Origin of the sequence: Hydrogenophaga sp. (genome assembly GCF_018780075.1) — a bacterium.
Classification (GTDB): Bacteria; Pseudomonadota; Gammaproteobacteria; order Burkholderiales; family Burkholderiaceae_C; genus Hydrogenophaga.
This window is the reverse complement of record NZ_JADMKB010000170.1, coordinates 1-25674: the sequence shown is the minus strand read 5'-3', so window position 1 is coordinate 25674 and position 25674 is coordinate 1. Positions and strand designations below refer to the sequence as shown.

The 25674-nt window shown below is 66.6% G+C and carries 24 protein-coding genes and 1 pseudogene; 21 read left to right on the top strand and 4 right to left on the bottom strand.

The features are described from left to right. The 7 genes from IV088_RS25115 to fba form a co-directional block, all read left to right on the top strand. On the top strand, window positions 1-1094 hold a 1094-nt coding region (locus tag IV088_RS25115; protein ID WP_291107531.1), incomplete at its 5' end, for a class 1 fructose-bisphosphatase. A gap of 162 nt (window positions 1095-1256) precedes the next feature. Beyond that, entirely contained in the window at window positions 1257-2144 is an 888-nt protein-coding gene (locus IV088_RS25110) for a phosphoribulokinase (protein ID WP_291107528.1), read from the top strand. 105 nt (window positions 2145-2249) lie between these two features. Continuing rightward, entirely contained in the window at window positions 2250-4295 is a 2046-nt protein-coding gene (gene tkt / locus IV088_RS25105) for a transketolase (protein ID WP_291107533.1), read from the top strand. Continuing rightward, on the top strand, window positions 4295-5002 hold the full coding sequence (locus IV088_RS25100) for an HAD family hydrolase (protein WP_291107525.1): 708 nt from the start codon (window positions 4295-4297) through the stop codon (window positions 5000-5002). Before tkt ends, IV088_RS25100 begins: the two co-directional genes overlap by 1 nt. Window positions 5003-5045: 43 nt before the next feature. Further along, complete coding sequence (gene gap, locus IV088_RS25095) at window positions 5046-6053, top strand: type I glyceraldehyde-3-phosphate dehydrogenase (protein ID WP_291107522.1); 1008 nt, start codon at window positions 5046-5048, stop codon at window positions 6051-6053. A gap of 15 nt (window positions 6054-6068) precedes the next feature. Then, the gene (locus tag IV088_RS25090; RefSeq protein ID WP_291107519.1) at window positions 6069-7265 is read left to right on the top strand and encodes a phosphoglycerate kinase; all 1197 of its coding nucleotides are present in this window, start codon (window positions 6069-6071) and stop codon (window positions 7263-7265) included. A 31-nt stretch (window positions 7266-7296) separates the two neighbouring features. After that, window positions 7297-8364, top strand: coding sequence for a class II fructose-bisphosphate aldolase (gene fba, locus IV088_RS25085; RefSeq protein ID WP_291107515.1), 1068 nt, complete (start codon window positions 7297-7299; stop codon window positions 8362-8364). A 432-nt stretch (window positions 8365-8796) separates the two neighbouring features. Here the strand turns inward: fba and IV088_RS25080 are convergent, their stop codons facing one another. The 3 genes from IV088_RS25080 to IV088_RS25070 all read right to left on the bottom strand — a co-directional run bounded on the left by IV088_RS25080 (window position 8797) and on the right by IV088_RS25070 (window position 11148). Then, on the bottom strand, window positions 8797-9399 hold the full coding sequence (locus IV088_RS25080) for a c-type cytochrome (RefSeq protein ID WP_291107511.1): 603 nt from the start codon (window positions 9397-9399) through the stop codon (window positions 8797-8799). Window positions 9400-9554: 155 nt separating this feature from the next. Continuing rightward, a complete protein-coding gene (locus IV088_RS25075) occupies window positions 9555-10835 on the bottom strand; it encodes an NAD(P)/FAD-dependent oxidoreductase (RefSeq protein WP_291107508.1) in 1281 nt (426 codons plus the stop codon). A gap of 10 nt (window positions 10836-10845) precedes the next feature. After that, a complete protein-coding gene (locus IV088_RS25070; RefSeq protein WP_291107505.1) occupies window positions 10846-11148 on the bottom strand; it encodes a c-type cytochrome in 303 nt (100 codons plus the stop codon). 425 nt (window positions 11149-11573) lie between these two features. Between IV088_RS25070 and soxC the strand changes: the two genes are divergently transcribed. The 8 genes from soxC to soxB all read left to right on the top strand — a co-directional run bounded on the left by soxC (window position 11574) and on the right by soxB (window position 18815). Next, window positions 11574-12917, top strand: coding sequence for a sulfite dehydrogenase (soxC, locus tag IV088_RS25065; protein WP_291107502.1), 1344 nt, complete (start codon window positions 11574-11576; stop codon window positions 12915-12917). A gap of 183 nt (window positions 12918-13100) precedes the next feature. Then, window positions 13101-14087 carry a c-type cytochrome gene (locus IV088_RS25060; protein ID WP_291107499.1) on the top strand — a complete coding sequence of 329 codons (987 nt, stop codon included), beginning with the start codon at window positions 13101-13103 and terminating at the stop codon, window positions 14085-14087. Window positions 14088-14169: 82 nt separating this feature from the next. After that, window positions 14170-14502, top strand: coding sequence for a c-type cytochrome (locus IV088_RS25055; RefSeq protein ID WP_291107496.1), 333 nt, complete (start codon window positions 14170-14172; stop codon window positions 14500-14502). Between the two features lie 30 nt (window positions 14503-14532). After that, entirely contained in the window at window positions 14533-14988 is a 456-nt protein-coding gene (gene soxY / locus IV088_RS25050) for a thiosulfate oxidation carrier protein SoxY (RefSeq protein ID WP_291107493.1), read from the top strand. A gap of 52 nt (window positions 14989-15040) precedes the next feature. Beyond that, complete coding sequence (gene soxZ, locus IV088_RS25045; protein WP_291107490.1) at window positions 15041-15352, top strand: thiosulfate oxidation carrier complex protein SoxZ; 312 nt, start codon at window positions 15041-15043, stop codon at window positions 15350-15352. Between the two features lie 125 nt (window positions 15353-15477). Then, window positions 15478-16287 (top strand): sulfur oxidation c-type cytochrome SoxA, encoded by an 810-nt coding sequence (gene soxA / locus IV088_RS25040; RefSeq protein WP_291107488.1) that lies wholly within the window; start codon window positions 15478-15480, stop codon window positions 16285-16287. Window positions 16288-16303: 16 nt separating this feature from the next. Beyond that, window positions 16304-16957 carry a sulfur oxidation c-type cytochrome SoxX gene (soxX, locus tag IV088_RS25035; protein WP_291107486.1) on the top strand — a complete coding sequence of 218 codons (654 nt, stop codon included), beginning with the start codon at window positions 16304-16306 and terminating at the stop codon, window positions 16955-16957. A gap of 133 nt (window positions 16958-17090) precedes the next feature. Next, complete coding sequence (soxB, locus tag IV088_RS25030; RefSeq protein WP_291107483.1) at window positions 17091-18815, top strand: thiosulfohydrolase SoxB; 1725 nt, start codon at window positions 17091-17093, stop codon at window positions 18813-18815. A 36-nt stretch (window positions 18816-18851) separates the two neighbouring features. On the opposite strand, the gene IV088_RS25025 is transcribed toward soxB, so the two are convergent. Next, window positions 18852-20180 (bottom strand): MFS transporter, encoded by a 1329-nt coding sequence (locus IV088_RS25025; protein ID WP_291107479.1) that lies wholly within the window; start codon window positions 20178-20180, stop codon window positions 18852-18854. 189 nt (window positions 20181-20369) lie between these two features. Between IV088_RS25025 and cyoA the strand changes: the two genes are divergently transcribed. The 6 genes and pseudogenes from cyoA to IV088_RS24995 all read left to right on the top strand — a co-directional run. Continuing rightward, window positions 20370-21386: a ubiquinol oxidase subunit II gene (cyoA, locus tag IV088_RS25020; protein ID WP_291107476.1), complete on the top strand. Its 1017-nt coding sequence runs from the start codon at window positions 20370-20372 to the stop codon at window positions 21384-21386. A gap of 50 nt (window positions 21387-21436) precedes the next feature. Further along, the gene (gene cyoB / locus IV088_RS25015) at window positions 21437-23443 is read left to right on the top strand and encodes a cytochrome o ubiquinol oxidase subunit I (protein WP_291107473.1); all 2007 of its coding nucleotides are present in this window, start codon (window positions 21437-21439) and stop codon (window positions 23441-23443) included. Beyond that, complete coding sequence (cyoC, locus tag IV088_RS25010; RefSeq protein ID WP_291107470.1) at window positions 23436-24053, top strand: cytochrome o ubiquinol oxidase subunit III; 618 nt, start codon at window positions 23436-23438, stop codon at window positions 24051-24053. Before cyoB ends, cyoC begins: the two co-directional genes overlap by 8 nt. Then, window positions 24053-24475, top strand: coding sequence for a cytochrome o ubiquinol oxidase subunit IV (gene cyoD / locus IV088_RS25005; protein WP_291107467.1), 423 nt, complete (start codon window positions 24053-24055; stop codon window positions 24473-24475). The genes cyoC and cyoD overlap by 1 nt, the downstream gene beginning before the upstream one ends. Beyond that, window positions 24472-25194, top strand: a complete 723-nt coding sequence (locus IV088_RS25000; RefSeq protein WP_291107464.1) for an SURF1 family protein — start codon at window positions 24472-24474, stop codon at window positions 25192-25194. The genes cyoD and IV088_RS25000 overlap by 4 nt, the downstream gene beginning before the upstream one ends. 59 nt (window positions 25195-25253) lie before the next feature. Next, window positions 25254-25674, top strand: a pseudogene (locus tag IV088_RS24995) (sensor histidine kinase); the annotation flags it as partial.

Here is a 25674-nt window from a genome sequence, read left to right as displayed (position 1 = left end):
CCACGCGCCGCCGCTTCACCCTCACGCAATACCTGATCGAACAACGCCGCCGCTTCCCCACCGCCAGCGGCGACTTCAACGCGCTGCTGCTCGACGTGGCCCTGGCCTGCAAGGCCATCGCGCGCACGGTGGCGTTCGGGGACCTGGGCAGCATGCTCGGGCAGCCCGCGCCCGAGGTCACCACCACCGTCAACGTGCAGGGTGAAGAGCAGAAGAAGCTCGACGTGATCAGCAACGAGTACTTCACGCAGATGACGGAGTGGGGCGGCCACCTCGCGGGCATGGCGTCCGAGGAGATGGACCACCCGTACCAGATCCCAGCCACCCTGCAGCGCGGCAAATACCTGCTGGTGTTCGACCCGCTCGACGGCTCCAGCAACATCGACGTGAACGTGACCGTGGGCAGCATCTTCAGCGTGCTGCGCGCGCCGCAGGACGTGATCGACAGCGGACGCGACGTGGTCGAGGCCGACTTCCTGCAGCCCGGCGCGCAGCAGCTCGCCGCCGGGTACGCGCTCTACGGCCCCACCACCATGCTGGTGCTCACGGTCGGCAGCGGCGTGGCCGGCTTCACGCTGGACCCGAACCTGGGCCAGTTCATGCTCACGCACCCGAACCTGCAGATCCCCGAGGACACGCACGAGTTCGCGATCAACGCGTCCAACAGCCGCTTCTGGGAGGCGCCGGTCAAGCGTTATGTGGACGAGTGCCTGGCCGGCAAGACCGGCGCGCGTGGCAAGGACTTCAACATGCGCTGGATCGCGAGCATGGTGGCCGAGGCCCACCGCATCCTCATGCGCGGCGGCGTCTTCCTGTACCCGCGCGACACCAAGGACGCCAGCAAACACGGCCGCCTGCGCCTGCTCTACGAGGCCAACCCGGTGGGCATGATCATCGAGCAGGCCGGCGGCCGCGCCAGCACCGGCCGCGAGCCCGTGCTCAGCGTCAAGCCCACCGAGCTGCACCAGCGCATCGGCTTTGTGTTCGGCAGCAAGAACGAGGTGGAGCGCATCGAGCGCTACCACCGCGAGCCCGGCGCCTACAAGGACGACGCGAACCCGCTGTTCGCTGAGCGCTCCCTTTTCAGGGATTGACCACCCCATGGCCCGATTCACCCTTCCTTCTCTTCACCATTAACCCACCATCTGCCCCTGCAGTGCCTTCGTCGAGGACACCGCCGGGCCGGCTTTGCCGGACGGCTGGTGTTGCCCCCTGGGGGGTGACGCCGCAGGCGGCGCGGGGGGTAAGGAATACACATGTCTGAACGCCATCCCATCATCGCCATCACCGGCTCGTCCGGCGCTGGAACCTCGACGGTGACCCGCACCTTCCAGAACATCTTTCGGCGAGAGAGCGTGACGGCCGCCATCATCGAGGGCGACAGCTTCCACCGCTACGACCGCAAGGAGATGAAGCTCAAGGCCGCCGAGGCCGAGAAAGCCGGGAACAACAACTTCAGCCATTTCGGCGCCAACGCCAACCTCTTCGGCGACATCGAAAACCTGTTCCGCACCTACAGCGAAACCGGCCAGGGCCGGAGCCGCAAGTACCTGCACAACGCCGAAGAGGCCGCGCCCTACCAGCAGGAGCCGGGCACCTTCACCGCCTGGGAAGACCTGCCGGCGGGCACCGACATGCTGTTCTACGAAGGCCTGCACGGCGCCGTGGTCACGCCCGAACACAACGTGGCGCAGTACCCCGACCTGCTGGTGGGCGTGGTGCCGGTGATCAACCTGGAGTGGATCCAGAAGCTCTACCGCGACAAGAACATGCGCGGCTACAGCGCCGACGCGGTGACGGACACCATCCTGCGCCGCATGCCCGACTACGTGCACTACATCACCCCGCAGTTCCAGCACACGCACGTGAACTTCCAGCGCGTGCCCATCGTGGACACCAGCAACCCCTTCGTGGCGCGCGACGTGCCCACCGCCGACGAGAGCATGGTGGTGATCCGCTTCGCCAAGCCCAAGGGCATCGACTTCCAGTACCTGCTGAACATGATCCACGGCTCGATGATGAGCCGGGCCAACACCATCGTGGTGCCGGGCGGAAAGATGGAGCTGGCGATGCAGCTCATCTTCACGCCCTTCATCTGGCGCATGGTCGAGCGGCAGAAGAGGCACGCCCCCCGCGTCGGCTGACGCCGCCACCCCCCACTGGGGGGCAACACCTGCGGCCCGGCGAAGCCGGTTCCGCGGTGTTCTGGGCTTGCTCCACCTCTTTCTGTGGGCGTGGGCCGCATTCGAATTCAGACCGCCGAGGACACCATGAACAACCCCTCTCCCGAACTCGCCCGCCAGATGGCCAACGCCATCCGCATGCTCGCCGTCGATGCGGTGGAAAAAGCCAAGTCCGGCCACCCCGGCGCGCCCATGGGCATGGCCGACATCGCCGAGGTGCTGTGGAACCGCCACCTCAAACACAACCCGACCAATCCGAACTGGCCCGACCGCGACCGCTTCGTGCTGTCCAACGGCCACGGCTCGATGCTGATCTACGCGCTGCTGCACCTGACCGGCTACGACCTCCCGATGAGCGAGCTGAGGAACTTCCGCCAGCTGCACAGCAAGACGGCAGGCCACCCCGAGGTGGGCATCACCCCCGGCGTGGAAACCACCACCGGCCCGCTGGGCCAGGGCATCGGCAACGCGGTGGGCATGGCGCTGGCCGAGAAGCTGCTCGCCCAGGAGTTCAACAGAGAAGGCCATGCGGTGGTGGACCACTTCACCTACGCCTTCCTGGGCGACGGCTGCCTGATGGAAGGCATCAGCCACGAGGCCTGTTCGCTGGCCGGCACGCTGCGCCTGTCCAAGCTGGTGGCCTTCTACGACGACAACGGCATCTCCATCGACGGCCACGTCGACGGCTGGTTCACCGACGACACGCCCAAGCGCTTCGACGCCTACGGTTGGCACGTGATTCCCGACGTGGACGGCCACAACCCCGCCGCCATCGAAGCCGCGCTGCTGGAGGCGAAAAAGCAGGGCGCGTTGCCCCACGGCAAACCCACGCTGATCTGCTGCAAGACCGTGATCGGCATGGGCTCGCCCAACAAGGCCGGCACGCACGACGTGCACGGCGCCGCGCTCGGTGCCGCCGAGGTGCAGGCCACGCGAGAGAAACTCGGCTGGACGGCGCCTCCGTTTGAAATTCCGACCGAGATTGCAAGCACCTGGAACGCCGTGGAGCGCGGCGCCGCGGCCGAACGGGCCTGGCGCCATCGCTTTGAGGCCTACCGCACCCAGTACCCACTGGAAGCCGCCGAGTTCGAGCGCCGCATGGCCGGTGATCTGCTGCCCGCGTTCGCCGAACAACTGCCCGAGGTGCTGGAAGCCATCGCAGCCAAGGCCGACGCCTTCGCCACCCGCAAGGCCAGCCAGAACGCACTTGACGTGCTGGCGCCGCTGGTGCCCGAGTTCTTTGGCGGCAGTGCCGACCTGACCGGTTCCAACCTCACCAACTTCAAGGGCTGCGTGAAGGCCGGGCCGAACAGCGAGGGCATCTTTGCCTGGGGCAATCACATGAGCTACGGCGTGCGCGAATTCGGCATGGCCGCGATCATGAATGGCATGGCGCTGCACGGCGGGTACATCCCCTACGGCGGCACCTTCCTCACGTTCAGCGACTACAGCCGCAACGCCATCCGCATGGCCGCGCTGATGAAGCAGCGCGTGATCCACGTGTTCACGCACGACTCCATCGGCCTGGGCGAAGACGGCCCGACCCACCAGTCGGTCGAACACGTGCCCAGCCTGCGCATCATCCCCGGTCTGGACGTGTGGCGCCCGGCCGATGGCCTGGAAACCGCGGTGGCCTGGGCCTGCGCCATCGAGCGCCGCGACGGGCCCAGCGCGTTGTGCCTCTCGCGCCAGAACCTGCCGCGCCTGAGCGACGCCAGCATGGTCGAGAAGATCCGCAAGGGCGGCTATGTGCTGGCCGAAGGCGCCAACCCGCAGGCGGTGATCGTGGCGACCGGTTCCGAGACATCGCTGGCCATGGAGGCCCACGCGGCGCTGGCGGCCGAGGGCATCCGCACCCGCGTGGTGTCCATGCCCAGCAGCAATGTGTTCGACCGCCAGCCCGAGGCCTACCAGGACAGGGTGCTGCCGCTGTCGCTGCCCACGGTGGCGGTGGAGGCCGCGCACCCGGACTTCTGGCGGAAGTACGTGGGCCGCACCGGCGCGGTGGTGGGCATCGCCACGTTCGGCGAGTCCGCCCCCGCCAAGGACCTGTACGCGCACTTCGGCATCACCGTGGCGGCGGTGGTGGCCGCGGTCAAGGGGTTGCTGTGATGAGCGGGTACCCCTACGACCTGATCCTGTTCGACCTCGATGGCACGCTGATCGAGACCGCGCCCGAGATCGCCGACGCGGTGAACGACACGCTGACCTCGCTGGGCCACCCCTCGGTGTCGCAGCAAGCCGTGAATGACTGGATCGGCCACGGCACGCGCGAGCTGCTGATCCAGGCCCTGGCCCAGGTGTTGGGCAGCACGACGCAACAGGTGCGCGAGGCCGAAGCCTTCCCCGCCATCGAGGCGGAGTTCGGCCGCCACTACCAGCGGCGCTGCGGCACGCGCAGCCAGCTCTACCCGCAGGTGCGCGAGACGCTGGAGGCCCTGCGCGCGGCCGGCGTGAAGCTGGTGCTGATGACCAACAAGGAAGGCCGGTACACGCAGACGGTGCTCGACGCGCACCAGCTGGCGGCGTTGCTGGACCACGTGATCAGCGGCGACACGCTGCCGGTGAAGAAGCCCGACCCGGCGGGCATTCACGACTGCCTGCGGCGCTTCGGCGTGCCCCCGGAGCGTGCGCTCTTCGTCGGCGACTCCAGCATCGACGTGGCCACCGCGCGCAACGGCGGCATTGCCGTGTGGGCGCTACCGTACGGATACAACATGGGCGAACCCATAGAGTCCAGCCACCCGGACCGCGTGATCCCCGACCTTTCGGCGTTGACCACCCAGTTGCCGGTCCGCACCACCGCGGCCCCCGTCTGAACGCCTTTTTTCTTTTCATTCACCTTCGAGAGACCTTCATTCCATGACCATCCAGATCGGTATCAACGGCTTTGGGCGCATCGGGCGCATGGTGCTTCGCGCGGTCACGCAGGAGGCCGAGTTCAAGGACATCCAGATCGTCGGCATCAACGACCTGCTGGAGCCCGAGTACCTGGCCTACATGCTGCAGTACGACAGCGTGCACGGCCGCTTCCAGGGCACCGTGGCCGTGGACGGCAACCACCTCGTGGTCAACGGCAAAAAGATCCGCCTGACCGCCGAGAAAGACCCCGCCAACCTGAAGTGGAGCGAGATCGGTGCCGACGTCGTGGTCGAGTCCACCGGCTTCTTTCTGACCGCCGACACCTGCCAGAAGCACCTCGACGCGGGCGCGAAAAAGGTCGTGCAGTCCGCGCCATCGAAGGACAGCACGCCCATGTTCGTCTACGGTGTGAACCACGCCAAGTACGCGGGCGAGGCCATCGTCTCCGCGGCGTCGTGCACCACCAACTGCCTGGCGCCCGTGGCCAAGGTGCTTCACGACAGCTTCGGCATCAAGCGCGGTCTGATGACCACCGTGCACGCCGCCACCGCGACCCAAAAGACCGTGGACGGCCCCTCCAGCAAAGACTGGCGCGGCGGCCGCGGCATCCTGGAAAACATCATTCCCTCGTCCACCGGGGCCGCCAAGGCGGTGGGCGTGGTGCTGCCCGAGCTGAACAAGAAGCTCACCGGCATGGCCTTCCGCGTGCCCACCTCCGACGTGTCGGTGGTGGACCTGACGGTGGAGCTGAACACCGAGGCCAGTTACGACGACATCTGCCAGGCCATGAAGGCCGCGTCGGAAGGCGCGCTCAAGGGAGTGCTGGGCTACACCAGCGACAAGGTGGTCTCCACCGACTTCCGCGGCTGCTCCATGCCGTCGATCTTCGATGCCGACGCGGGCCTCTCGCTGGACAGCAGCTTCGTCAAGGTCGTGGCCTGGTACGACAACGAGTACGGCTACACCTGCAACATGATGCGCTTCGTGCAGCACGTGGGCAGCCGCTGATCGAGGGGAACAACGATGAAATTCCTCCGATTCAGCGACGTGTGTGCGAGCGGTTTCGCTCGCGACAAACGCGTCTTCATCCGCGCCGACCTCAACGTGCCGCAGGACGACGCCGGCAACATCACCGAAGACACGCGCATCCGCGCCAGCATCCCGGCCATCCAGATGGCGCTGGACGCCGGTGCCGCCGTCATGGTGACTTCGCACCTGGGCCGCCCCACCGAAGGCGAGTTCAAACCCGAAGACTCGCTCGCCCCCGTGGCCGCGCGCATGGGCCAGCTCATGGGCCGCAGCATCCGCGTCGTGGCCAACTGGGTCGACGGCGACTTCTCGGTCGCCCCCGGCGAGGTGGTCATGCTGGAGAACTGCCGCCTGAACGTGGGCGAGAAGAAGAACAAGCCCGAACTGGCCGCCAAGCTCGGCAAGCTCTGCGACATCTTCGTGCACGACGCCTTCGGCACCGCGCACCGCGCCGAAGGCACGACCTACGGCATCGCCGAGACCGCGCCCATCGCCTCGGCCGGCCCGCTGCTGGCGGCCGAGATGGACGCCATCGGCAAGGCCCTGGCCAATCCGAAGCGACCCCTCATCGCCATCGTCGCCGGCAGCAAGGTCAGCACCAAGCTGACCATCCTGCAGGCGCTGGCCAAGAACGTGGACGGCCTGATCGTCGGCGGCGGCATCGCCAACACCTTCATGCTCGCGGCGGGCCTGAAGATCGGCAAGAGCCTGGCCGAGCCCGACCTGGTCGGTGAAGCCAAGGCCGTGATCGAGGCCATGAAAGCGCGCGGCGCGGCCGTGCCGATCCCGACCGACGTGGTGTGTGCCAAGACCTTCAGCCCGGACGCCGAAGCCACCGTCAAAGCCGCCACCGACGTGGCCGACGACGACCTGATCCTGGACATCGGCCCGCAGACCGCACAGCTGCTGGCCGAGCAGCTGAAGAAGGCCGGCACCATCGTCTGGAACGGCCCGGTGGGCGTGTTCGAGTTCGCGGCGTTCGAGAACGGCACCAAGGTCATCGCGCAGGCGATCGCCGAATCAAGCGCGTTCAGCATCGCGGGCGGCGGCGACACCCTGGCGGCCATTGCCAAGTACGGCATCGAGAAGGACGTGGGCTACATCTCCACCGGTGGTGGCGCCTTCCTTGAAGTGCTGGAAGGCAAGACGCTGCCGGCGTTTGAGATCCTCGCCAAACGCGCCGAGCCCTGAGCCGATTTTTCAATCCCACGGAGACACTTTCATGGCCCTGATTTCCCTTCGCCAGCTGCTCGACCACGCCGCCGAACACCACTACGGCCTGCCGGCCTTCAACGTCAACAACATGGAGCAGGTGCAGGCCATCATGCAGGCCGCGGCCGCGGTGGACAGCCCGGTCATCCTGCAGGGGTCGGCGGGGGCGCGTTCCTACGCGGGCGAGCCCTTCCTGCGCCACCTGATCGCCGCCGCCGTCGAGATGTACCCGCACATCCCCGTCTGCATGCACCAGGACCACGGCGCCACGCCGGCGATCTGCGCGCGCTCCATCCAGTCGGGCTTCAGCTCGGTGATGATGGACGGCAGCCTGCTGGCCGATGGCAAGACGCCTTCAAGTTACGAGTACAACGTCAACACCACCAAGCAGGTGGTGGACCTGGCCCACGCCTGCGGCGTGTCGGTCGAGGGGGAACTCGGTTGCCTGGGCTCGCTGGAAACCGGCAAGGCCGGCGAGGAAGACGGCCACGGCGCCGAAGGCGAGCTGGACCATTCCATGTTGCTGACCGACCCTGACGAAGCGGCGGACTTCGTGAGCAAGACCCAGGTGGACGCGCTGGCCATCGCCATCGGCACCAGCCACGGCGCCTACAAGTTCAGCAGCAAGCCCAGCGGCAAGGTGCTGCGCATCGACCGCGTGAAGGAGATCCACCAGCGCATTCCCAACGTGCACCTGGTGATGCACGGCTCCAGCAGCGTGCCCGAGGACTGGCTGGCCATCATCAACCAGCACGGCGGCGACATGGGCGTCACCTACGGTGTGCCGGTGGAGGAGATCGTCGAAGGCATCAAGAACGGCGTGCGCAAGGTCAACATCGACACCGACCTGCGCATGGCCAGCACCGGTGCCATCCGCAAGCACCTGGCCGAAGACCGCAAGAACTTCGACCCGCGAAAGTTCTACAAGGAGGCGACCAAGGCGATGCAGGCGATCTGCGCGGCGCGCTACGAGGCCTTTGGTGCGGCCGGCATGGCCTCGAAGATCACGCAGGTGCACAGTCTGGAGACGATGCAGAAGCGGTACGACAAGGGTGAGTTGGCGGCTCGGGTGGCTTGAGGTTTTTGTTCGCTTCGGTGGCTGGGTTTGGCCGGGTCTCGGCCCGGCGGCCGACTCACTTTCTTTTGCTTCGCCAAAAGAAAGTAAGCAAAAAAAAGGCGAGCCGAAGTCCGGGGCTCTGCGGGCTTCCTTGCGCTGCTCGGTGCGCTCGGGAGGCGCGCAAACTCGCTGCGCTCAGACAAGCGCGCCTCTTTTTCCGAGCGCCCCTGCGCTGCTCAGCCCGGCCACACGGCGAAGCAAGGGATCGGGATCGGGATCGGGTTTCCCCTCCGGCGTGAAAGGCCCCACCCGGGATGCGGTGAAAGCGCGGCGCGGGGGAAACGGAAAGCCCCGGCGTGAGATGCCCCCCACCCAGGATGCGGTGGAACCGGCTTCGCCGGGCCACTCACATCGCCCCCTGGAGGGTGACGCCGCAGGCGGCGCAGGGGGTACCTATTTACCGCTGACGTATTCGGCGACAGCCGCCATCTCCAGCTCCGTCATCTTCTCCACCACCGCGTGCATCACCGCGTTGTCGTTGGTCCGCTCGCGCTTGTTGAACGACTTCAGCTGGGTGTGGATGTAGCCGGAGAACTGCGTGGCGAGGCGGGGCAGGGTGGCGGTGCCTTCGGCGGCCATGCCGTGGCAGGCCACGCAGGCCGGGACGCCGCTGAACTTGTTGCCGTGGTGGAAGATGTAGCGGCCCATGGCCGCGAGCTGCGGGTCCTTGGGCTCCTCGCGGGGAATCGACATCTTCTCGTAGTACCTGCCCAGCGCCAGCATCTCGTCGGGCGTGAGCTTGCTCACCATCTCGACCATGGCCGTGCTCTTGCGCTGGCCGCTCTTGAACGCCGTGAGCTGCTTGGCGATGTACTCGGCGTGCTGCCCGGCCAGGCGCGGAAAGATCTCGCTGGTGGACTCGCCCTGCGCCCCATGGCACAGGAAACAGGAACCCCCAGCGATCTTTTTCGCGCGGGCCTCATCGGCCTGGGCGAACGCGCCCGAGGCGGCGAGCAGAAGGGCTGCCCCGAAGGCGACGCTGCTCAAGGACTTCATACGACTCATCGATTTCACGGTATTTGCTCCATCACACCGAAGCGCGATCCAGAACGCACGAAGCAACGCCACCCAGAGGCACCGCCGGGCCGGCTTTGCCGGACGGCCAGTGCCGCCCCCTCCCAGGGGGGTGACGCCGAAGGCGGCGCGGGGGGTTATGCCAGCGTGTCTGCCCAGATGTTGCGCGCCCAGGCGTGGGCGTAGCGGCCTTCCAGTTCGCTGGCTGCACTCGACACGCCACCCGCACCGGCCACCGGCAGCATGGTCTTCTTCTCGGCGTCGTAGCGGTGCACGCTGGCCACGTGCACCACGTCTTCGTCGGTCACGAAGCTGTAGCAGGTGTTGGCGTAGATCGGCAGCTGGGGCGGTTCCTTGCCCTGCAGCAGCGACACGACCGCCGCCGCACAGGTCTTGCCGTGCTGGTTGGCCATGTGGCCGGACTTGGGCATTCCCGCGGCGATCTGGATCGAATCGCCCAGCACGTGGATGTTTTTCCGGGCCTTCGATTCGAAGGTGAGGAAATCGACCTCGCACCAGCGGGCATTGGCCGTGGCCAGCCCGGTTTTCACGGCGATCTCGCCGGCGCGCATGTTGGGGATCACGTTGGCCACGCCGGCCTTGAAGTCGTCGTTGAACTCGAACTTCAGGGTGTTGGTGGCGGCGTCCACGTCGACCAGCTTGTGCTTGGGGCGGTACTCGATCAGGCCCTTGTAGTGCTCGTCCCAGGCCTTCATGAACAGGCCCTTCTTCGAGGTGATGTCGTCGTTGGCGTCAAAGATCATCACCTTGCTTTTGGGTTTGGCCTTCTTGAAGTAGTTGGCCACCATGCAGGCGCGCTCGTAGGGGCCGGGCGGGCAGCGGTACGGGGCGAGCGGGATGGAGATCGCGTACACGCCGCCGTCGGGCATGGCTTCGAGCTGTTTGCGCAGGGCCACGGTCTGTGCACCGGCCTTCCAGGCGTGCAGCACCTTCTCCTTGGCCTCCGCCTTGGCCATGCTGGGCAGGGTGTCCCACATGAAATCGACGCCCGGCGACAGGATCAACCGGTCGTACGGCAGCTCGCCACCGGCCGCCAGCCTCACGGTGCGTTTGTCCGCGTCGATGCTGGTGACCGTGTCGCGCACGATCTTCACGCCGTGGCGCTTGCTGAGGTTGTCGTAGGGCGTGGTGACGTCGGCGATGGTCTTGCTGCCCTGGATCACGAGGTTGGAGATCGGGCAGGAGACGAACGCGGGGTTGGGTTCGATCAGGGTCACGTCGATGCCCTGGTCGGAGAACAGGCGCACGTACTTGGCGGCCGTGGCGCCACCGTAGCCCCCCCCGACCACCACCACCTTGGCGCTGCTGCCCCCGGTGCCCGCGCATCCGGTGAGTCCACCGAGGCCAGCGACCGCCGAGCCAGCGCCCAGCGTTTGTACAAATTGACGGCGTTGCATGGTGGGCTCCTTATTTTTTCTGGGCGGCGAAGTAGGCGGCGATCTGGGCGAGCTGCTCGTCGGTGTAACCCTTGGAGAGCTGGTGCATCAGGGTGGCAGGCTTGCGGCCGGTCTTGAAGTCCATCAGCTTCTGGATCAGTTCGTCCTTGTCCTTGCCGGCCAGCGATTCGTTGCCTGCCTGGGCCCGGCCCTCGGTGCCGTGGCAGTTGGCGCAGGCGGCCGCCCAGACGCGCACCTGGTTGACCTGGGCCTGGGCCGCGATGGCCGCGGTGCACAGCGTGCCCACAGCCAGCCATTTCGCTGTTCTGATCATTCTTCTCTCCGGGATGGGGGTTGATGAAAACGTGCTCGGCAAACTGTAACTGCAGGTGAAACGGCTGAAAAATCAGTTATTTCGCATACGCTGATTTTTATCGTAGCCCTCGTTGTGGGGCGGCAAAAGGGTGAAAACCCTAGCGAAATCAGCCCCCCGGGCCAGGAGCGGAAGGGGCGTCTGCGGTCAGCCGGACAGGCGGGGAGGGCCTGGGTCGGGGTTTTCACCAATGTTTATATAGGCAAGCAATGATATATTTGCTGGACTGATTTCAACAGCAGCAGGAGACAAGCCGGTGGACCAGATGCAAACGGAGTTCGAGTCGGCGGCGCGCCCATCCAGCGCGCCGGGTGGACCCGCACGCCGGCCCCTTCTGCCCGCCCGTTGCCTCCAACTTTCCTTCGCCCCACAGAAAGAACCCGCACGTGTCTGAAGCCCTGAGCGATGTGATCGGTCGCGTCCTGCCGGCGCCCGAGAATTTTCTGAGTCCCGAGAAGCTGGAAGCGGCCCGCAAGGCCCGCCGCCGCTTCATGGGCAACGCCCTGGCCATGGGCGCCGGTGTGGCGGCCTCGACCGCAGCGGCCACGCGCGCCATGGCCGCCGACGGCGAAGACGCCATCCTGAAGCTGCCCGAGCACAGCACGGGCCTGGGCCAGTCGGTGGTGACCGACGGCTACGGCAAGCCCAGCAAGTGGGAGGCCAACCTGCAGCGCCGCCAGAGCCCGGGCCTGACCCGGGTCAACCAGGCCTCGGTGAGCTTCACGCCGCTGCAGGGCCTGTTCGGCATCATCACGCCCAGCGGCCTGCACTTCGAGCGCCACCACCAGGGCTGGTGGGACATCGACCCCAGCAAACACCGCCTGATGGTCAACGGCCTCGTGAAGCGCCAGCGCGTGTTCACCATGGACGACCTGATGCGCCTGCCCAGCGTCTCGCGCATCCACTTCATCGAATGTGGCGCCAACACGGCCACCGAGTGGGGCAACGTGGCCGTGCCTTCGGTACAGTACACGCACGGCATGACGTCCTGCTCCGAGTTCACCGGCGTGCTGCTCTCCACCCTGCTGGAGATGTGTGGCGTGGACAAGAAAAACGGCAAGTTCGTGCTGGCCGAAGGCGCCGACGGTTCGTCGATGACGCGCACCATCGACATGGAGCGCGCCATGGACGACTGCATCGTCGCCTGGGCCATGAACGGCGAAATGCTGCGCCCCGAAAACGGCTACCCGCTGCGCCTGGTGGTGCCGGGCGTGCAGGGCGTGAGCTGGGTCAAGTACCTGCGCCGCATCGAGGTGGGTGACCAGAAGTACGCCACCAAGGACGAGGCGGTGCACTACATCGACCACATGCCCGACGGCACGCACCGCCAGTACACCGGCATCCAGGAATGCAAGAGCGTGATCACCACGCCCTCGGGCAGCCAGACCCTGCTGGACAAGGGCTACTACAACGTGACCGGCCTGGCCTGGTCGGGCCGGGGCTCGATCAAGCGGGTGGACGTGAGCGTGGACGGTGGCCGCCAATGGCGCACCGCGCGCCTGGAAGGGCCGGTGCTGCCCAAGGCCTTCACCCGCTTCAACATCGACTGGGTGTGGGACGGCAAGCCGGCCATTTTGCAGAGCCGTGCCATCGACAGCACCGGTTATGTGCAGCCCAAGATCAACCAGCTTCGTGCGGTGCGCGGCACGCGCTCCGTGTACCACCAGAACGCGATCCAGAGCTGGCTGGTGTCGGAAAACGGTGAAGTCTCCAACGTTCAGGTGTACTAGATGACCTCCCCCGTCGCTTTTTCACTTCGTGTAAACGCATCCCCCCTCAAGGGGGCAAAGCCTGTCGCCCGGCAAAGCCGGTTCGACGGCTTTCTGGGCTCACGGGGCATCGCTGCGCTTGCCCTTGCCGTTCTCGGCAGCGTTTCTGTTTCATCGTTCGCGCAGGACAAACCTTGGTCCCACATGGGTCGCGACGCGACGCCGGCCGAGGTGAAGGCCTGGGACATCGATGTGCGTCCCGATTTCAAAGGCTTGCCCGCCGGCGCCGGCAGTGTCTCGCTGGGCGAGACGGTGTGGGAGGGCAAGTGCGCTTCCTGCCACGGCACCTTCGGTGAGTCCAACGAGGTGTTCACGCCCATCATCGGCGGCACCACCAAGGCCGACATCGCCAGCGGCCGCGTGAAGGGGCTGGAAGAGGGCAAGAGCATCGTGCCGCAGAAGACCACCTTCATGAAGGTGGCCACGCTCTCGACCGTCTGGGACTACATCAACCGCGCCATGCCCTGGAACGCGCCCAAGACGCTGAAGACCGACGAGGTCTATGGCGTGACCGCCTACCTGCTGAACCTCGCCGAGATCGTCCCGGGCGACTTCACGCTCAGCGACAAGAACATCGCCGAGGTGCAGAAGCGCATGCCCAACCGCAACGGCATGGCGTTCTACGAGCCAATGTGGAAGGTCAACGGCAAGGGCGACGTGAAGAACGTGGCCTGCATGAAAAATTGCGCCGTCGACCCGGTCGTGCATTCGTCGCTGCCCGCCTTTGCCCGCGACGCCCACGGCAACATCGCCGAGCAGAACCGCGTGGTGGGCCCGGTGCGCGGCGCCGACACCACCAAGCCCGAGCCCAAGGGCCCGGTGGGTTCCGGCCCGGCGCCCAAGGCGGGGGTGGTGGCTGCGGCGGCGTCGGGCGATGCCGCGGTCAAGGCCTTGCTCGCGGCCAACGCCTGCACCGCCTGCCACGGCGTCAAGAACAAGATCGTGGGCCCCGGCTTCAATGAAATCGCCGCCAAGTACAAAGGCAAGGCCGACCGGGAGGCCTACCTGACCGGCAAGATCAAGGCCGGCGGAACGGGCGTGTGGGGCTCGGTGCCCATGCCGCCCCAGGCCCAGCTGAGCGATGCGGACGCCAAGGCCATGGCCCAGTGGATCGCCGCCGGCACCCCGTGAGCGACATATTTGATTTATGGAATATGCGCATGTGCTCGTAAACCCCATTTCCCGTCATTCAAGGAGACCTTACGCTGTGAAGATGAACCTCAAACACCTCGTTCTGGCCGCCATGGGCTGGCTGGCCAGCGGGAGCGGCTTCGCTGCGGACCCGGCCGCCGCCAAGGCACTGGCCGCCAAGAACGCCTGCCTGGCTTGCCACGCGGTGGACAAGAAGCTGGTCGGTCCGGCCTACCAGGAGGTGGCGGCCAAACACAAGGGCCAGGCCGATGCGGTGGCGAAAGTGGCCGCCCGCATCAAGTCCGGTGGCTCGGGCCTGTACGGTGCGGTGCCCATGCCGCCCCAGGCCGCCTTGAAAGACGACGAGCTCAAGCTGCTGGCCGAATGGGTGCTGGCGGGTGCGCCCGACAAGTAAACTTTTTTCACTTTTTTTCAGGAGTTCGACATGAACCAGACCCGTCGCCACGCCCTCCAGTCCACCGGCGCATTCGCCTCGCTGATCGCCCTGGGTCTCGTGACCCAGAGCCAGGCCCAGGCCGCCGTGGACAACGCCAGTTTCCAGGTCAAGACCCTGGAAGACGCCTTGAAGGCCATCGGGGGCACGCCCGCCACCAGCGACCAGGTGTCGGTGGTGTCGCCCGACATCGCCGAGAACGGTGCCGTGGTGCCCGTGGGCGCCACCAGCAAGCTGGCCAACACCACCGAGATGTACCTGGTGGTCGAGAAGAACCCCACGCCACTGTCGTGCGCCTTCTTCATCCCCGCCGGCACCGCCGCCGACGTGCAGACCCGCCTGAAGATGGGCCAGAGCACCCATGTGTTCGCCGTGGTCAAGGCCGACGGCAAGCTGTTCTCGGCGTCCAAGGAAACCAAAGTGACGCTGGGTGGTTGCGGCGGCTGATCGCCCGGACCCACCGTTCCATCCCTTTTTTTTGAATTGACAGGAGTCCCTCATGGCTGATCCGATGCGCATCCGTGCCGCCCTCGCTGGCGACGAAACCACCGTCCGCGTGCTCATGTCGCACGTCATGGAACCCGGTACCCGCAAAGACGCGGCCGGCGCCCTCATCCCCGCCCACTTCATCCGCGACGTCGAGGCCACGAGCAACGGCAAGACCGTGCTCAAGGCCATCTTCAGCGGCTCGGTGTCGCAGAACCCCTTCCTGTCCTTCAAGTTCAAGGGCGGCGCCAAGGGCGACAAGGTCGTGGTGAAGTGGACCGACACCAAGGGCGAATCCCGCACCGACGAAGCCGCGATTGCGTAGCACCCCCGCCGCGCTTCGCGCGACCCCCTCTAGGGGGCGTCACTGGCGGCCCGGCGAAGCTGGTTCCGCGGTGACCTTGGCTTGTGGTCGTTCGCTCCGGCCAAAGAACAACGAAGGAGATACCCATGAAACTCACCGCTGACCGTGCCGCTGCGGCACTGATCGGGTTGCTCGCCGCGGGCGCTGTGCACGCCCAGGGCAATGCCGCGCTCGACGGCATCGCGAAGTACCGCGAGATGCTGCAGGACGGCAACCCGGCCGAGCTGTTCGAGATGAAGGGTGAAGAACTCTGGAAGCAGAAGCGGGGCCCGAAAAACGCCTCGCTGGAGCAGTGCGATCTGGGCAAGGGCCCGGGGGTCGTCAAGGGGGTCTTCGTCGAACTGCCCCGGTACTTCAAGGACACCGGCCGTGTGCAGGACCTGGAAACCCGCCTCATCACCTGCATGGAAACCCTGCAGGGCTTCAACGGCGCCGAGATCGCCAAGACCGCGTTTGGCAAGGGCGAGATGGCCAACGTGACCGCGCTGGCCACCTATGTGGCGACCGCCTCCAAGGGCCTGCGCTTCAACCTCCCGCAGACCCACGAGCAGGAAAAAACCATGTACGAGGTGGGCAAGCGCCTGTTCTTCGCGCGCGGTGGCTCACACGATTTTTCGTGTGCCTCCTGCCACGGCACCGACGGGGGCCGCATCCGCCTGCAAGACCTGCCCAACCTGACCAAGAACCCGGGCGACGGCGTGGGCTTCGCGGCCTGGCCGGCCTACCGCGTGTCGAACTCGCAGATGTGGGGCATGCAGCTGCGCCTGAACGACTGCTACCGCCAGCAGCGTTTCCCCGAGCCCAAGTTCGGGAGCGACGCGACCATCGCGCTGGGGGTGTACATGGGCGTGAACGCCAAGACCGCCGAGTCCATCGTGCCGGCCATCAAGCGCTGATCAGGAGACACACGACATGATCAAAACATCCATGACCCCCGCGCTGTTGGCCCTGTCGGCCCTCCTGCTGTCGGGCTGCACCTCGTCGCCCTCCGCCGCGGACCACGACAAGATCACCGCCGATGTGGTGAAGGCCTCGTTCCAGGACCGGGGCATCGCCAAGGTCGACCGACTGCAGCAGGACGAAGCCAACCGCCTGTGCAGCGCGGCCGACGTGGCCGGAAAACCGCTGGACGAGAAGACCACCAAGGCCATCGAAGCCGCCGAGCTCAAGACCGTGAAGATGCCCACCGGCGGCAAATTCCTCGGCGACTGGAAAGAGGGCGAGAAGATCGCCCAGAGCGGCCGAGGCCTGACCTGGACCGACAAGGCCGGCGACGTGAACGGCGGCAATTGCTACAACTGCCACCAGATGGACAAGAAGGAAATCTCCTTCGGCAACCTCGGCCCCAGCCTCTACAACTACGGCAAGCTGCGCGGCGTGAGCGACCCGGCCAGCGCGGCGGCCAGGCCCATCGTGGAATACACCTGGGGCAAGCTCTGGAACTCGCGTGCCTACAACGCCTGCTCGCAGATGCCCCGCGCCGGGCACAAGGGCATCCTGACCGAACAGCAGATCCAGCATGTGATGGCACTGCTGCTGGACCCGACCTCGCCGGTCAACCAATAACCACCCCCGTTGCCCCGAAACGATGCCCCGTCACCAGGGCATCGCGGAACCGGCTTTGCCCGGCCGCTGATGCCGCCCCTTGAGGGGGGCGCGCGCAGCGCGGCAGGGGTGATCCATCTCCAAAGGAATTTTGATGAGCTTCAGTCGCCGTGAATTCATGCAGGTGCTCGCCGTCGCCAGTGCGGGCGGCATGGCCCTGAACCACCAGGACGTGTTGGCCGGCAAGCCGGGCGCAGCCCTGAAGATGTACGACCTGCCCAAGTTCGGCAACGTCAGCTTCCTGCACTTCACCGACTGCCACGCGCAGCTGATGCCCATCCACTTCCGCGAGCCCAACGTGAACCTCGGCGTGGCCGAGGCCGTGGGCCGCCCGCCGCACATCGTGGGCGAGCAGCTGCTCAAGCACTTCAACATCCGCCCCGGCACGCCCGAGGCGCACGCCTTCACCTACCTGAACTTCGAGAAGGCGGCCAAGACCTACGGCAAGGTCGGTGGCTTCGCCCACCTGGCCACGCTGGTCAAGATGCTCAAGGCCAGCCGGCCCCACGCCCTGCTGCTCGACGGTGGCGACACCTGGCAGGGCAGCGCCACCGCGCTGTGGACCAACGGCCAGGACATGGTCGACGCCTGCAAGCTGCTGGGCGTGAACGCCATGTGCCCGCACTGGGAATTCACCCTGGGCGAGAAGCGCGTGCAGGAAATCATCGAGAAGGACTTCGGCGGCAAGCTCGACTTCCTGGCGCAGAACGTCAAGACCAACGACTTCGGCGACCCGGTGTTCAAGCCCTACGTGATCAAGGAAATGAACGGCGTGCCGGTGGCCGTGATCGGCCAGGCCTTTCCCTACACGCCCATCGCCAACCCGGGCTACATGGTGCCGAACTGGACCTTCGGCATCCAGGACGAGAACATGCAGAAGATGGTGGACGAGGCGCGCGGCAAGGGCGCGCAGGCCGTCGTCGTGCTCAGCCACAACGGCATGGACGTGGACATCAAGATGGCCTCGCGCGTGACCGGCATCGACGCCATCCTCGGCGGCCACACGCACGACGGCATGCCCGCGCCCATCGTGGTGAAGAACGCCAAGGGCCAGACCCTGGTGACCAATGCCGGCTCCAACAGCAAGTTCCTCGGTGTGCTCGACTTCGACGTGCGCGGCGGCAAGGTGCAGGACTTCCGCTACAAGCTGCTGCCCGTGTTCGCCAACCTGCTGCCGGCCGACGCCGAGATGCAGGCCTACCTCGACAAGGTGCGCGCGCCCTACAAGGCCAAGCTGGACGAGAAGCTGGCCGTGTCCGAAGGCCTGCTCTACCGCCGTGGCAACTTCAACGGCTCGTGGGACCAGCTCATCGTGGACGCGCTGATGGAGGTGAAGGGCGCCGACATGGCGTTCTCACCGGGCTTCCGCTGGGGCACGACCATCCTGCCGGGCCAGAGCATCACGCGCGAGCTCATGATGGACCAGGTGGCCATCACCTACCCGACCAGCACGCTGACCGAGATGAGCGGCGAGACCATCAAGACCGTGCTCGAAGACGTGTGCGACAACCTGTTCAACCCCGACCCCTACTACCAGCAGGGCGGCGACATGGTGCGCGTGGGCGGCCTGGCCTACACCTGCGACCCGAACGCCGGCTCGGGCAAACGCATCAGCAACATGGTGCTCAAGGGCAAGGCGATCGAAGCCGGCAAGACCTACAAGGTGGCCGGCTGGGCGCCGGTGGCCGAGGGCGCCAAGGGCGAGCCGATCTGGGACGTGATGGAGGCCTACTTCAAGAACCACCAGACCATCGCGCCGCGCAAGATCAACACGCCCAAGCTGGTGGGCATGCAGGGCAACCCCGGCATGGTGCTGTGACCCGCGGCGGCCCGACCGGGCCGCTGGAGGCCGCGGTCAGCCGCGGGATTCGAGCGAGCGGTTCAGGCGCAGCGCACCCAGCGTGCAGGCCGCGCCCGACAGCAGATAGAGGCTGACGAAACCCAGACCGAAGTGGGCCGACAGGCCCAGCGCCACCAGCGGCGCGAAGGCGGCACCGAACAGCCAGGCCAGGTCCGAGGTGAGCGCCGCGCCGGTGTAGCGGAAGCGCGGCGCGAAGTTGGCCGTGACCGTGCCCGAGGCCTGGCCGTAGGACAGGCCCAGCAGCACGAAGCCGATCAGGATGAACAGGTCCTGGCCCAGCTCGCCGCCATTGAGCAGCGTGGGCGCGAAGCCGCTGAACACGCCGATCAACACCGCCAAGCTGCCCAGGGTGCTGCGGCGGCCGTAGCGGTCGGCCAGCCAGCCCGAGGCCACGATGGCGCCGGCGCACAGGAAGGCGCCGGCGATCTGGATGCCCAGGAACCCGGTGATGGATTGCTGCGCGTAGAGGTGGATCCACGACAGCGGGAACACCGTGACGATGTGGAACAGGGCGTAGCTGGCCAGCGCAGCGAAGGCACCGATGAACACGTTGTGGCCCTGCGAACCCAGCAGTTCGGCGGTGGACACCGGTTCAAACTCCTGCCGGTCGAGCAGGCCGTCCTGCTCATGGGCGCTCACCAGCTGCAGGCGGGCGAACAGCGCCACCACGTTGATCGCGAACGCCACGAAGAACGGGTAGCGCCAGCCCCAGGAGAGGAAGTCCGCCTGGGACAGGCTGCCGTACAGGTAGGCAAACAGCGAGCTGGCGAGGATGAAACCCACCGGCGCGCCCAGCTGGCCGAGCATGGCGTACCAGCCGCGGCGGCTCTCCGGCGCGTTCAGCGCCAGCAGCGAGGGCAGGCCGTCCCACGAACCGCCGAGTGCCAGGCCCTGGCCCAGGCGCAACACGGCCAGCAGCACCACGGCCGCACTGCCCAGGCTGGCGTGGCCGGGCAGGAAGGCGATGCCCGCCGTGCAGGTGCCCAGCAGGAACAGCGCCAGCGTCAGCTTGGTGGCGCGGCCCCAGCGGCGCTGCACCGCCATCGACAGCACCGTGCCGATGGGGCGGGTGACGAAAGCGAGCGCGAAGATGGCAAAGGCGTACAGGGTGCCGTCGAGCCGGCTCAGGTGCGGGAAAAACACCGCCGGAAAGACCAGCACCGAGGCGATGCCGTAGACGAAGAAGTCGAAGTACTCCGAGGTCCGGCCGATCACCACCCCCACGGCGATGTCGCCGGGGCTGGCCCGCTCGTGGGCCGTGGGCGTGGACACGGGCGGGGGGAAAGCGGCGGAACCGGCGGGGTCAAGGGTGTGGCTGGGCATGGTGTCTCTCGGGGTGGCGGCCTGTGCAGGTCAATATATCTTGAGAACGCCTATCGTGACTTTGACTTTGGCGCTTTGACATAGGACAAAACGTCCTATCGATGTTTCGGCCGAACACCGCTAAATTCCCGCCTGTCCCGCCACTGGGGTTTACCCGAGGCGGTTTGTCGTGACCCTGTTCAGGCCCGCATGCGCACCCCCACCTTCTTTCGTTTCGCCACTTTGCTGACGCTCGCCGCTGGCCTGTCGGGTTGCAGCCAGCTGGTCGTGCTCAACCCCGCCGGCGACGTGGCGGCCCAGCAGGGCAACCTGGTGATCGTGGCCACCGTCCTGATGCTGCTGATCATCGTGCCGGTGATCGGCGTGACCCTGCTGTTTGCCTGGCGCTACCGCCAGGGCAGCCGCCACGCCGAAACCGATTACGCGCCCGACTGGCACCACTCGACCAAGCTGGAGCTGGTGATCTGGGCCGCGCCGCTGATGATCGTGATCGCGCTCGGCGCCATCACCTGGATCAGCACCCACAAGCTCGACCCTTACCGCTCGCTGGACCGCATCTCGGCCGGCAAGGCCCTGCCCGCCGACGTGAAACCGCTGGTGGTGGAGGTGGTGTCGCTGGACTGGAAGTGGCTGTTCGTCATGCCCGAGCTGGGCATCGCCACCGTCAACGAGCTGGCCGCGCCGGTGGACCGCCCGATCCACTTCAAGCTGAGCTCCAGCTCCACGATGAACGCGTTCTACGTGCCCGACCTGGCCGGCATGATCTACACCATGCCCGGCATGCAGACCGAGCTGAACGCCGTCATCAACCGGCCCGGCGTGTACCGCGGCATGTCCTCGCACTACAGCGGCTCGGGCTTCTCGGGCATGACCTTCAAGTTCCACGGCCTGAGCGAGCAGGACTTCGCGCAATGGGTGGCCAAGGCCAAGGCCGAAGGCCCGGCGCTGAACCGCGCGTCGTACCTGGCGCTGGCCAAGCCCAGCGAGCGCCACCCCGTCGAGCGCTTTTCGTCGGTGGAAGACGGCCTGTTCGACCGCGTGGTGAACCTCTGCGTGGAAGAAGGCAAGGCCTGTATGTACGAGGTGATGGCGCAGGACGCCGCGCGCCAGCGTGCTCACATCAGCGGGCGGGCGCTGGAGCTGGCAGCCCGGCAGGACATCTGCACCGTCGCCGACGCCTCGCTTGACCTCACCGCCCGCCGCTGAACGCCGCTCGATCCATTGGCCCTTGCGACCCGACCACCACCTGTACCCCCATGTCCGCTGACCCCTCCACCGTTCCCAACCACTGGCTGCTCGGGCGCCTGACCTGGGACTCGATCCCGATGACGCACGAGCCCATCCTGCTGTGGACCTTCGTGGCCGTGGCGCTGGGTGGCCTGGGCGTGTTCGCCCTGCTGACCCGCTATCGCCTGTGGGGCCCGCTGTGGCGCGACTGGTTCTGCAGCATCGACCACAAGAAGATCGGCATCATGTACATGGTGTTGGGCATCGTCATGCTGCTGCGCGGCTTCTCCGACGCGCTCATGATGCGGCTGCAGCAGGCCATGGCCTTCGGCGAGAACCTGGGCTACCTGCCGCCGCACCACTACGACCAGGTCTTCACCGCGCACGGCGTGATCATGATCTTCTTCGTGGCCATGCCGCTGGTCACCGGGCTGATGAACTACCTGGTGCCGCTGCAGATCGGCGCGCGCGACGTGGCCTTTCCCTTCCTCAACAACTTCAGCTTCTGGATGACCACCGCCGGCGCGGTGCTGGTGATGGTCTCGCTGTTCCTGGGCGAGTTCTCCACCTCGGGCTGGCTCGCGCTGTCCAACCTGGGCAACCAGAACCCGGGGGTGGGGCTGGACTACTACATCTGGGCCCTGCAGATCGCGGGGGTGGGCACCACGCTCTCGGGCATCAACCTGCTGGTCACCATCGTCAAGATGCGCGCGCCCGGCATGGGCCTGATGAAGATGCCGGTGTTCGTCTGGACCTCGCTGTGCACCAACGCGCTGATCGTGGCCTCGTTCCCCGTGCTCACCGCCGCGCTGGTGCTGATGAGCCTGGACCGATACGTCGGCACCAACTTCTTCACCAACGAGCTGGGCGGCAACCCCATGCTCTACGTGAACCTGATCTGGATCTGGGGCCACCCCGAGGTCTACATCCTGATCCTGCCGGCCTTCGGCATCTTCTCCGAGGTGGTCGCCACCTTCAGCGGCAAGCGCCTGTTCGGCTACACCTCGATGGTCTACGCCACGGTCTGCATCACCATCCTGTCCTACCTGGTGTGGCTGCACCACTTCTTCACCATGGGCTCGGGCGCGAGCGTGAACAGCTTCTTCGGCATCACCACGATGATCATCTCGATCCCGACCGGGGCCAAGATCTTCAACTGGCTGTTCACCATGTACCGCGGCCGCATCCGCTTCACCGTGCCCATGCTCTGGACGGTGGGCTTCATGGTGACCTTCGCCATCGGCGGCATGACGGGCGTGCTGCTGGCCGTGCCGCCGGCCGACTTCGTGCTGCACAACAGCCTGTTCCTGATCGCCCACTTCCACAACGTCATCATCGGCGGCGTGCTGTTCGGTCTCATGGCCGGCATCAACTACTGGTACCCCAAGGCCTTCGGCTACCGCCTCGACGAGTTCTGGGGCAAGTGCTCGTTCTGGTTCTGGCTGGTGGGCTTCTGGGTCGCGTTCACGCCGCTGTACGTGCTGGGCCTGATGGGCATCACGCGCCGCGCCAACCACTTCGAAGACCCCTCGCTGCAGGTCTGGTTCGTGATCGCAGCCTTCGGCGCCGGCCTGATCGCCCTCGGCATCGGCTGCTTCCTGGTGCAACTGGTGGTCAGCTACCTGCGGCGCGAGCAGCTGCGTGACCACACGGGCGACCCCTGGAACGGCCGCACGCTGGAGTGGGCCACCTCGTCGCCGCCGCCGCCCTACAACTTCGCGTTCACCCCGGTGGTGCACGACGCGGACGCCTGGTGGGACATGAAGAAGCACGGTTACCAGCGCCCGCTCGGCGGCTTCAAGCCCATCCACATGCCGCTCAACACCGGCGCCGGTGTGGTGCTCTCGGTGCTGTCGCTGGTCTGGGGTTTTGCGCTGATCTGGCACATGTGGCCGCTGGCCATCGCCTCGTTCGCGGCCATCGTGCTCGGCGCCATCGTGCACACCTTCAACTACCAGCGCGACTTCCACATCCCCGCGAACGAAGTGTCCGCCACCGAACACGCACGCACCCAGCTGCTGGCCCTCCATGTCTGACCTCGCCCTCAACCCCGGCGCCGCGCGCGCCTACCACCTCGACCACGAGCCGCACCCCGAGAACGGCACCGCGCTGGGCTTCTGGCTCTACCTGATGAGCGACTGCCTCATCTTCGCCGCGCTGTTCGCCACCTACGGCGTGCTCGGCCGCAGCCACGCGGGCGGTCCCGGCGGCGCCGAGCTGTTCGACCTCAAGCTGGTGGCCATCAACACGGCCTTCCTGCTGCTCTCGTCCATCACCTTCGGCTTCGCCATGCTGCAGAAACAGCAGGGCAAGAAGGGCGGCACGCTGGGCTGGCTGGCCGTCACCGGCCTGTTCGGCCTGTGCTTCCTGGGCGTGGAGCTGTACGAGTTCGCCCACCTGATCCACGAAGGCGCCACGCCGCAGAGCAGCGCCGCCATGTCGGCCTTCTTCACGCTGGTCGGCACGCACGGCCTGCACGTGACCTTCGGCTGCATCTGGCTGGTGGTGCTGATGGTCCAGATCGCCCAGCACGGCCTGACCCGCGAGAACAAGCGCCGCCTGATGTGCCTTTCGATGTTCTGGCATTTTCTGGACGTGGTCTGGATCGGCGTCTTCACCTTTGTTTACCTGATGGGGGTGCTGTGATGAGCGCACACGACACGGTCATTCACCACCGCGATCACGACGACCATGACCACGCCCATGAGGACGGCCCGCACAGTACGCTCTCCGGCTACCTGATCGGCTTCGTGCTCTCGGTCATCCTCACGGCCATCCCGTTCTGGCTGGTCATGAACGGCGTCATCAGCCACCGCCCCACGGCCGTGCTGGTGCTGGGCGGTTTTGCGGTCGCGCAGATCCTCGTGCACATGGTGTATTTCCTGCACATGAACGGCAAGGTCGAGGGCGGCTGGACGCTGGTCTCCACCATCTTCACCGTGGTCTTCGTGGCCATCGCCATCGCCGGCACGCTCTGGGTCATGTTCCACATGAACGAGAACATGATGCCTTCGCACGGCGGCCACATGGCCCACCCGAACCCGGCCGAACCGCACCGCACGCCATGACGTGGCGAAGCGGCCTGCTGTGGCTGGCGGGTGCGCTGCTGTTCGGCGTGTTCATGGCGCTGGGGGTCTGGCAGCTCCAGCGCCTGGCCTGGAAAAACGATCTGGTCGCCCGCGTCGAGGCCCGGGTGCACGCCGCGCCGGTGCCTGCGCCAGCGGCCACCGAATGGCCGGCGCTGCAGGCTGAACCCGGTGCTTATGAATACCGCCGCCTGCGGCTGGAGGGCGAGTTCCTGCGCTCCGGCGAGCAGCTGGTGCAGGCCAGCACCGAGCTGGGGGCCGGGCACTGGGTGCTCACCCCGCTGCAACAGCGCGACGGCAGTCTGGTGCTGGTCAACCGGGGTTTTGTGCCCTCCGCGGCCCGGTGGCGCGCCACCCGCGCCTCGGCCCGCTGCGACGGGCCGGTCAGCGTGACGGGGCTGCTGCGCCTGTCCGAGCCCGGTGGCGGCTTCCTCCGCCAGAACGACCCGGCGGGCGGGCGCTGGTACTCGCGCGACGTGCCAGCCCTGGCCGCGGCCATGGGCCTGCCGCCGTCACGCGTGGCGCCGTTCTTCGTGGACGCTGGGGCGGACGCGCCCTGTGCCAGCGCAGAGGGGCCGGTCGGCGGCCTGACCGTGCTGCGGTTTGCGAACAACCACCTGGGCTATGCGCTGACCTGGTTCGCCCTGGCCGCCATGACGGTGGCCGCCGTGGTCTTTGTGCGCCGGGACGCGGCCCGGTGACGCCTTCACGGACAATCCCGGGGGCCCGCCTGATGTTGCCGGTGGGCGCCCCAAGCCCCATGGTGAATGCCGCCCCGTCCCACCCCAGCACCGTCGGCCCCGACCACGCCGCCGGCCTGAAAAACCTGCAGCAGCTCATCCAGCTGCGCTGGCTGGCCCTGTTCGGGCAGATCGCGACCGTCGAGGTCACCTTCCACGGCATGGGCATCCCCATCCCGCTGCAGCCCATGCACTGGGTGCTCGCGGGCCTGGCGGCGTTCAACCTGCTGTCGCTGCTGCGCTGCCGCAACCAGCGGCCGGTGACCAGCGTCGAGCTGCTGCTCACCCTGCTGGTGGATGTGGGCGCGCTGACCGCCTTGCTCTACCTCAGCGGCGGCGCCACCAACCCCTTCGTGTTCCTGTTCCTGCTGCAGGTGATCCTCGGCGCGGTGCTGCTGCCGGTCTGGGCCACCTGGGTGATGGTGGGCGTGACCACGCTGT

Bases quoted from the DNA above. Each gene is read 5' to 3' on its own strand.
- IV088_RS25110 (WP_291107528.1), top strand. From the start codon at position 1,257: ATGTCTGAACGCCATCCCATCATCGCCATCACCGGCTCGTCCGGCGCT.
- IV088_RS25100 (WP_291107525.1), top strand. From the start codon at position 4,295: ATGAGCGGGTACCCCTACGACCTGATCCTGTTCGACCTCGATGGCACG.
- gap (WP_291107522.1), top strand. From the start codon at position 5,046: ATGACCATCCAGATCGGTATCAACGGCTTTGGGCGCATCGGGCGCATG.
- IV088_RS25090 (WP_291107519.1), top strand. From the start codon at position 6,069: ATGAAATTCCTCCGATTCAGCGACGTGTGTGCGAGCGGTTTCGCTCGC.
- fba (WP_291107515.1), top strand. From the start codon at position 7,297: ATGGCCCTGATTTCCCTTCGCCAGCTGCTCGACCACGCCGCCGAACAC.
- IV088_RS25080 (WP_291107511.1), bottom strand. From the start codon at position 9,399: ATGAAGTCCTTGAGCAGCGTCGCCTTCGGGGCAGCCCTTCTGCTCGCC.
- IV088_RS25075 (WP_291107508.1), bottom strand. From the start codon at position 10,835: ATGCAACGCCGTCAATTTGTACAAACGCTGGGCGCTGGCTCGGCGGTC.
- IV088_RS25070 (WP_291107505.1), bottom strand. From the start codon at position 11,148: ATGATCAGAACAGCGAAATGGCTGGCTGTGGGCACGCTGTGCACCGCG.
- IV088_RS25060 (WP_291107499.1), top strand. From the start codon at position 13,101: ATGGGTCGCGACGCGACGCCGGCCGAGGTGAAGGCCTGGGACATCGAT.
- IV088_RS25055 (WP_291107496.1), top strand. From the start codon at position 14,170: ATGAACCTCAAACACCTCGTTCTGGCCGCCATGGGCTGGCTGGCCAGC.
- soxY (WP_291107493.1), top strand. From the start codon at position 14,533: ATGAACCAGACCCGTCGCCACGCCCTCCAGTCCACCGGCGCATTCGCC.
- soxZ (WP_291107490.1), top strand. From the start codon at position 15,041: ATGGCTGATCCGATGCGCATCCGTGCCGCCCTCGCTGGCGACGAAACC.
- soxA (WP_291107488.1), top strand. From the start codon at position 15,478: ATGAAACTCACCGCTGACCGTGCCGCTGCGGCACTGATCGGGTTGCTC.
- soxX (WP_291107486.1), top strand. From the start codon at position 16,304: ATGATCAAAACATCCATGACCCCCGCGCTGTTGGCCCTGTCGGCCCTC.
- soxB (WP_291107483.1), top strand. From the start codon at position 17,091: ATGAGCTTCAGTCGCCGTGAATTCATGCAGGTGCTCGCCGTCGCCAGT.
- IV088_RS25025 (WP_291107479.1), bottom strand. From the start codon at position 20,180: ATGCCCAGCCACACCCTTGACCCCGCCGGTTCCGCCGCTTTCCCCCCG.
- cyoA (WP_291107476.1), top strand. From the start codon at position 20,370: ATGCGCACCCCCACCTTCTTTCGTTTCGCCACTTTGCTGACGCTCGCC.
- cyoB (WP_291107473.1), top strand. From the start codon at position 21,437: ATGTCCGCTGACCCCTCCACCGTTCCCAACCACTGGCTGCTCGGGCGC.
- cyoC (WP_291107470.1), top strand. From the start codon at position 23,436: ATGTCTGACCTCGCCCTCAACCCCGGCGCCGCGCGCGCCTACCACCTC.
- cyoD (WP_291107467.1), top strand. From the start codon at position 24,053: ATGAGCGCACACGACACGGTCATTCACCACCGCGATCACGACGACCAT.
- IV088_RS25000 (WP_291107464.1), top strand. From the start codon at position 24,472: ATGACGTGGCGAAGCGGCCTGCTGTGGCTGGCGGGTGCGCTGCTGTTC.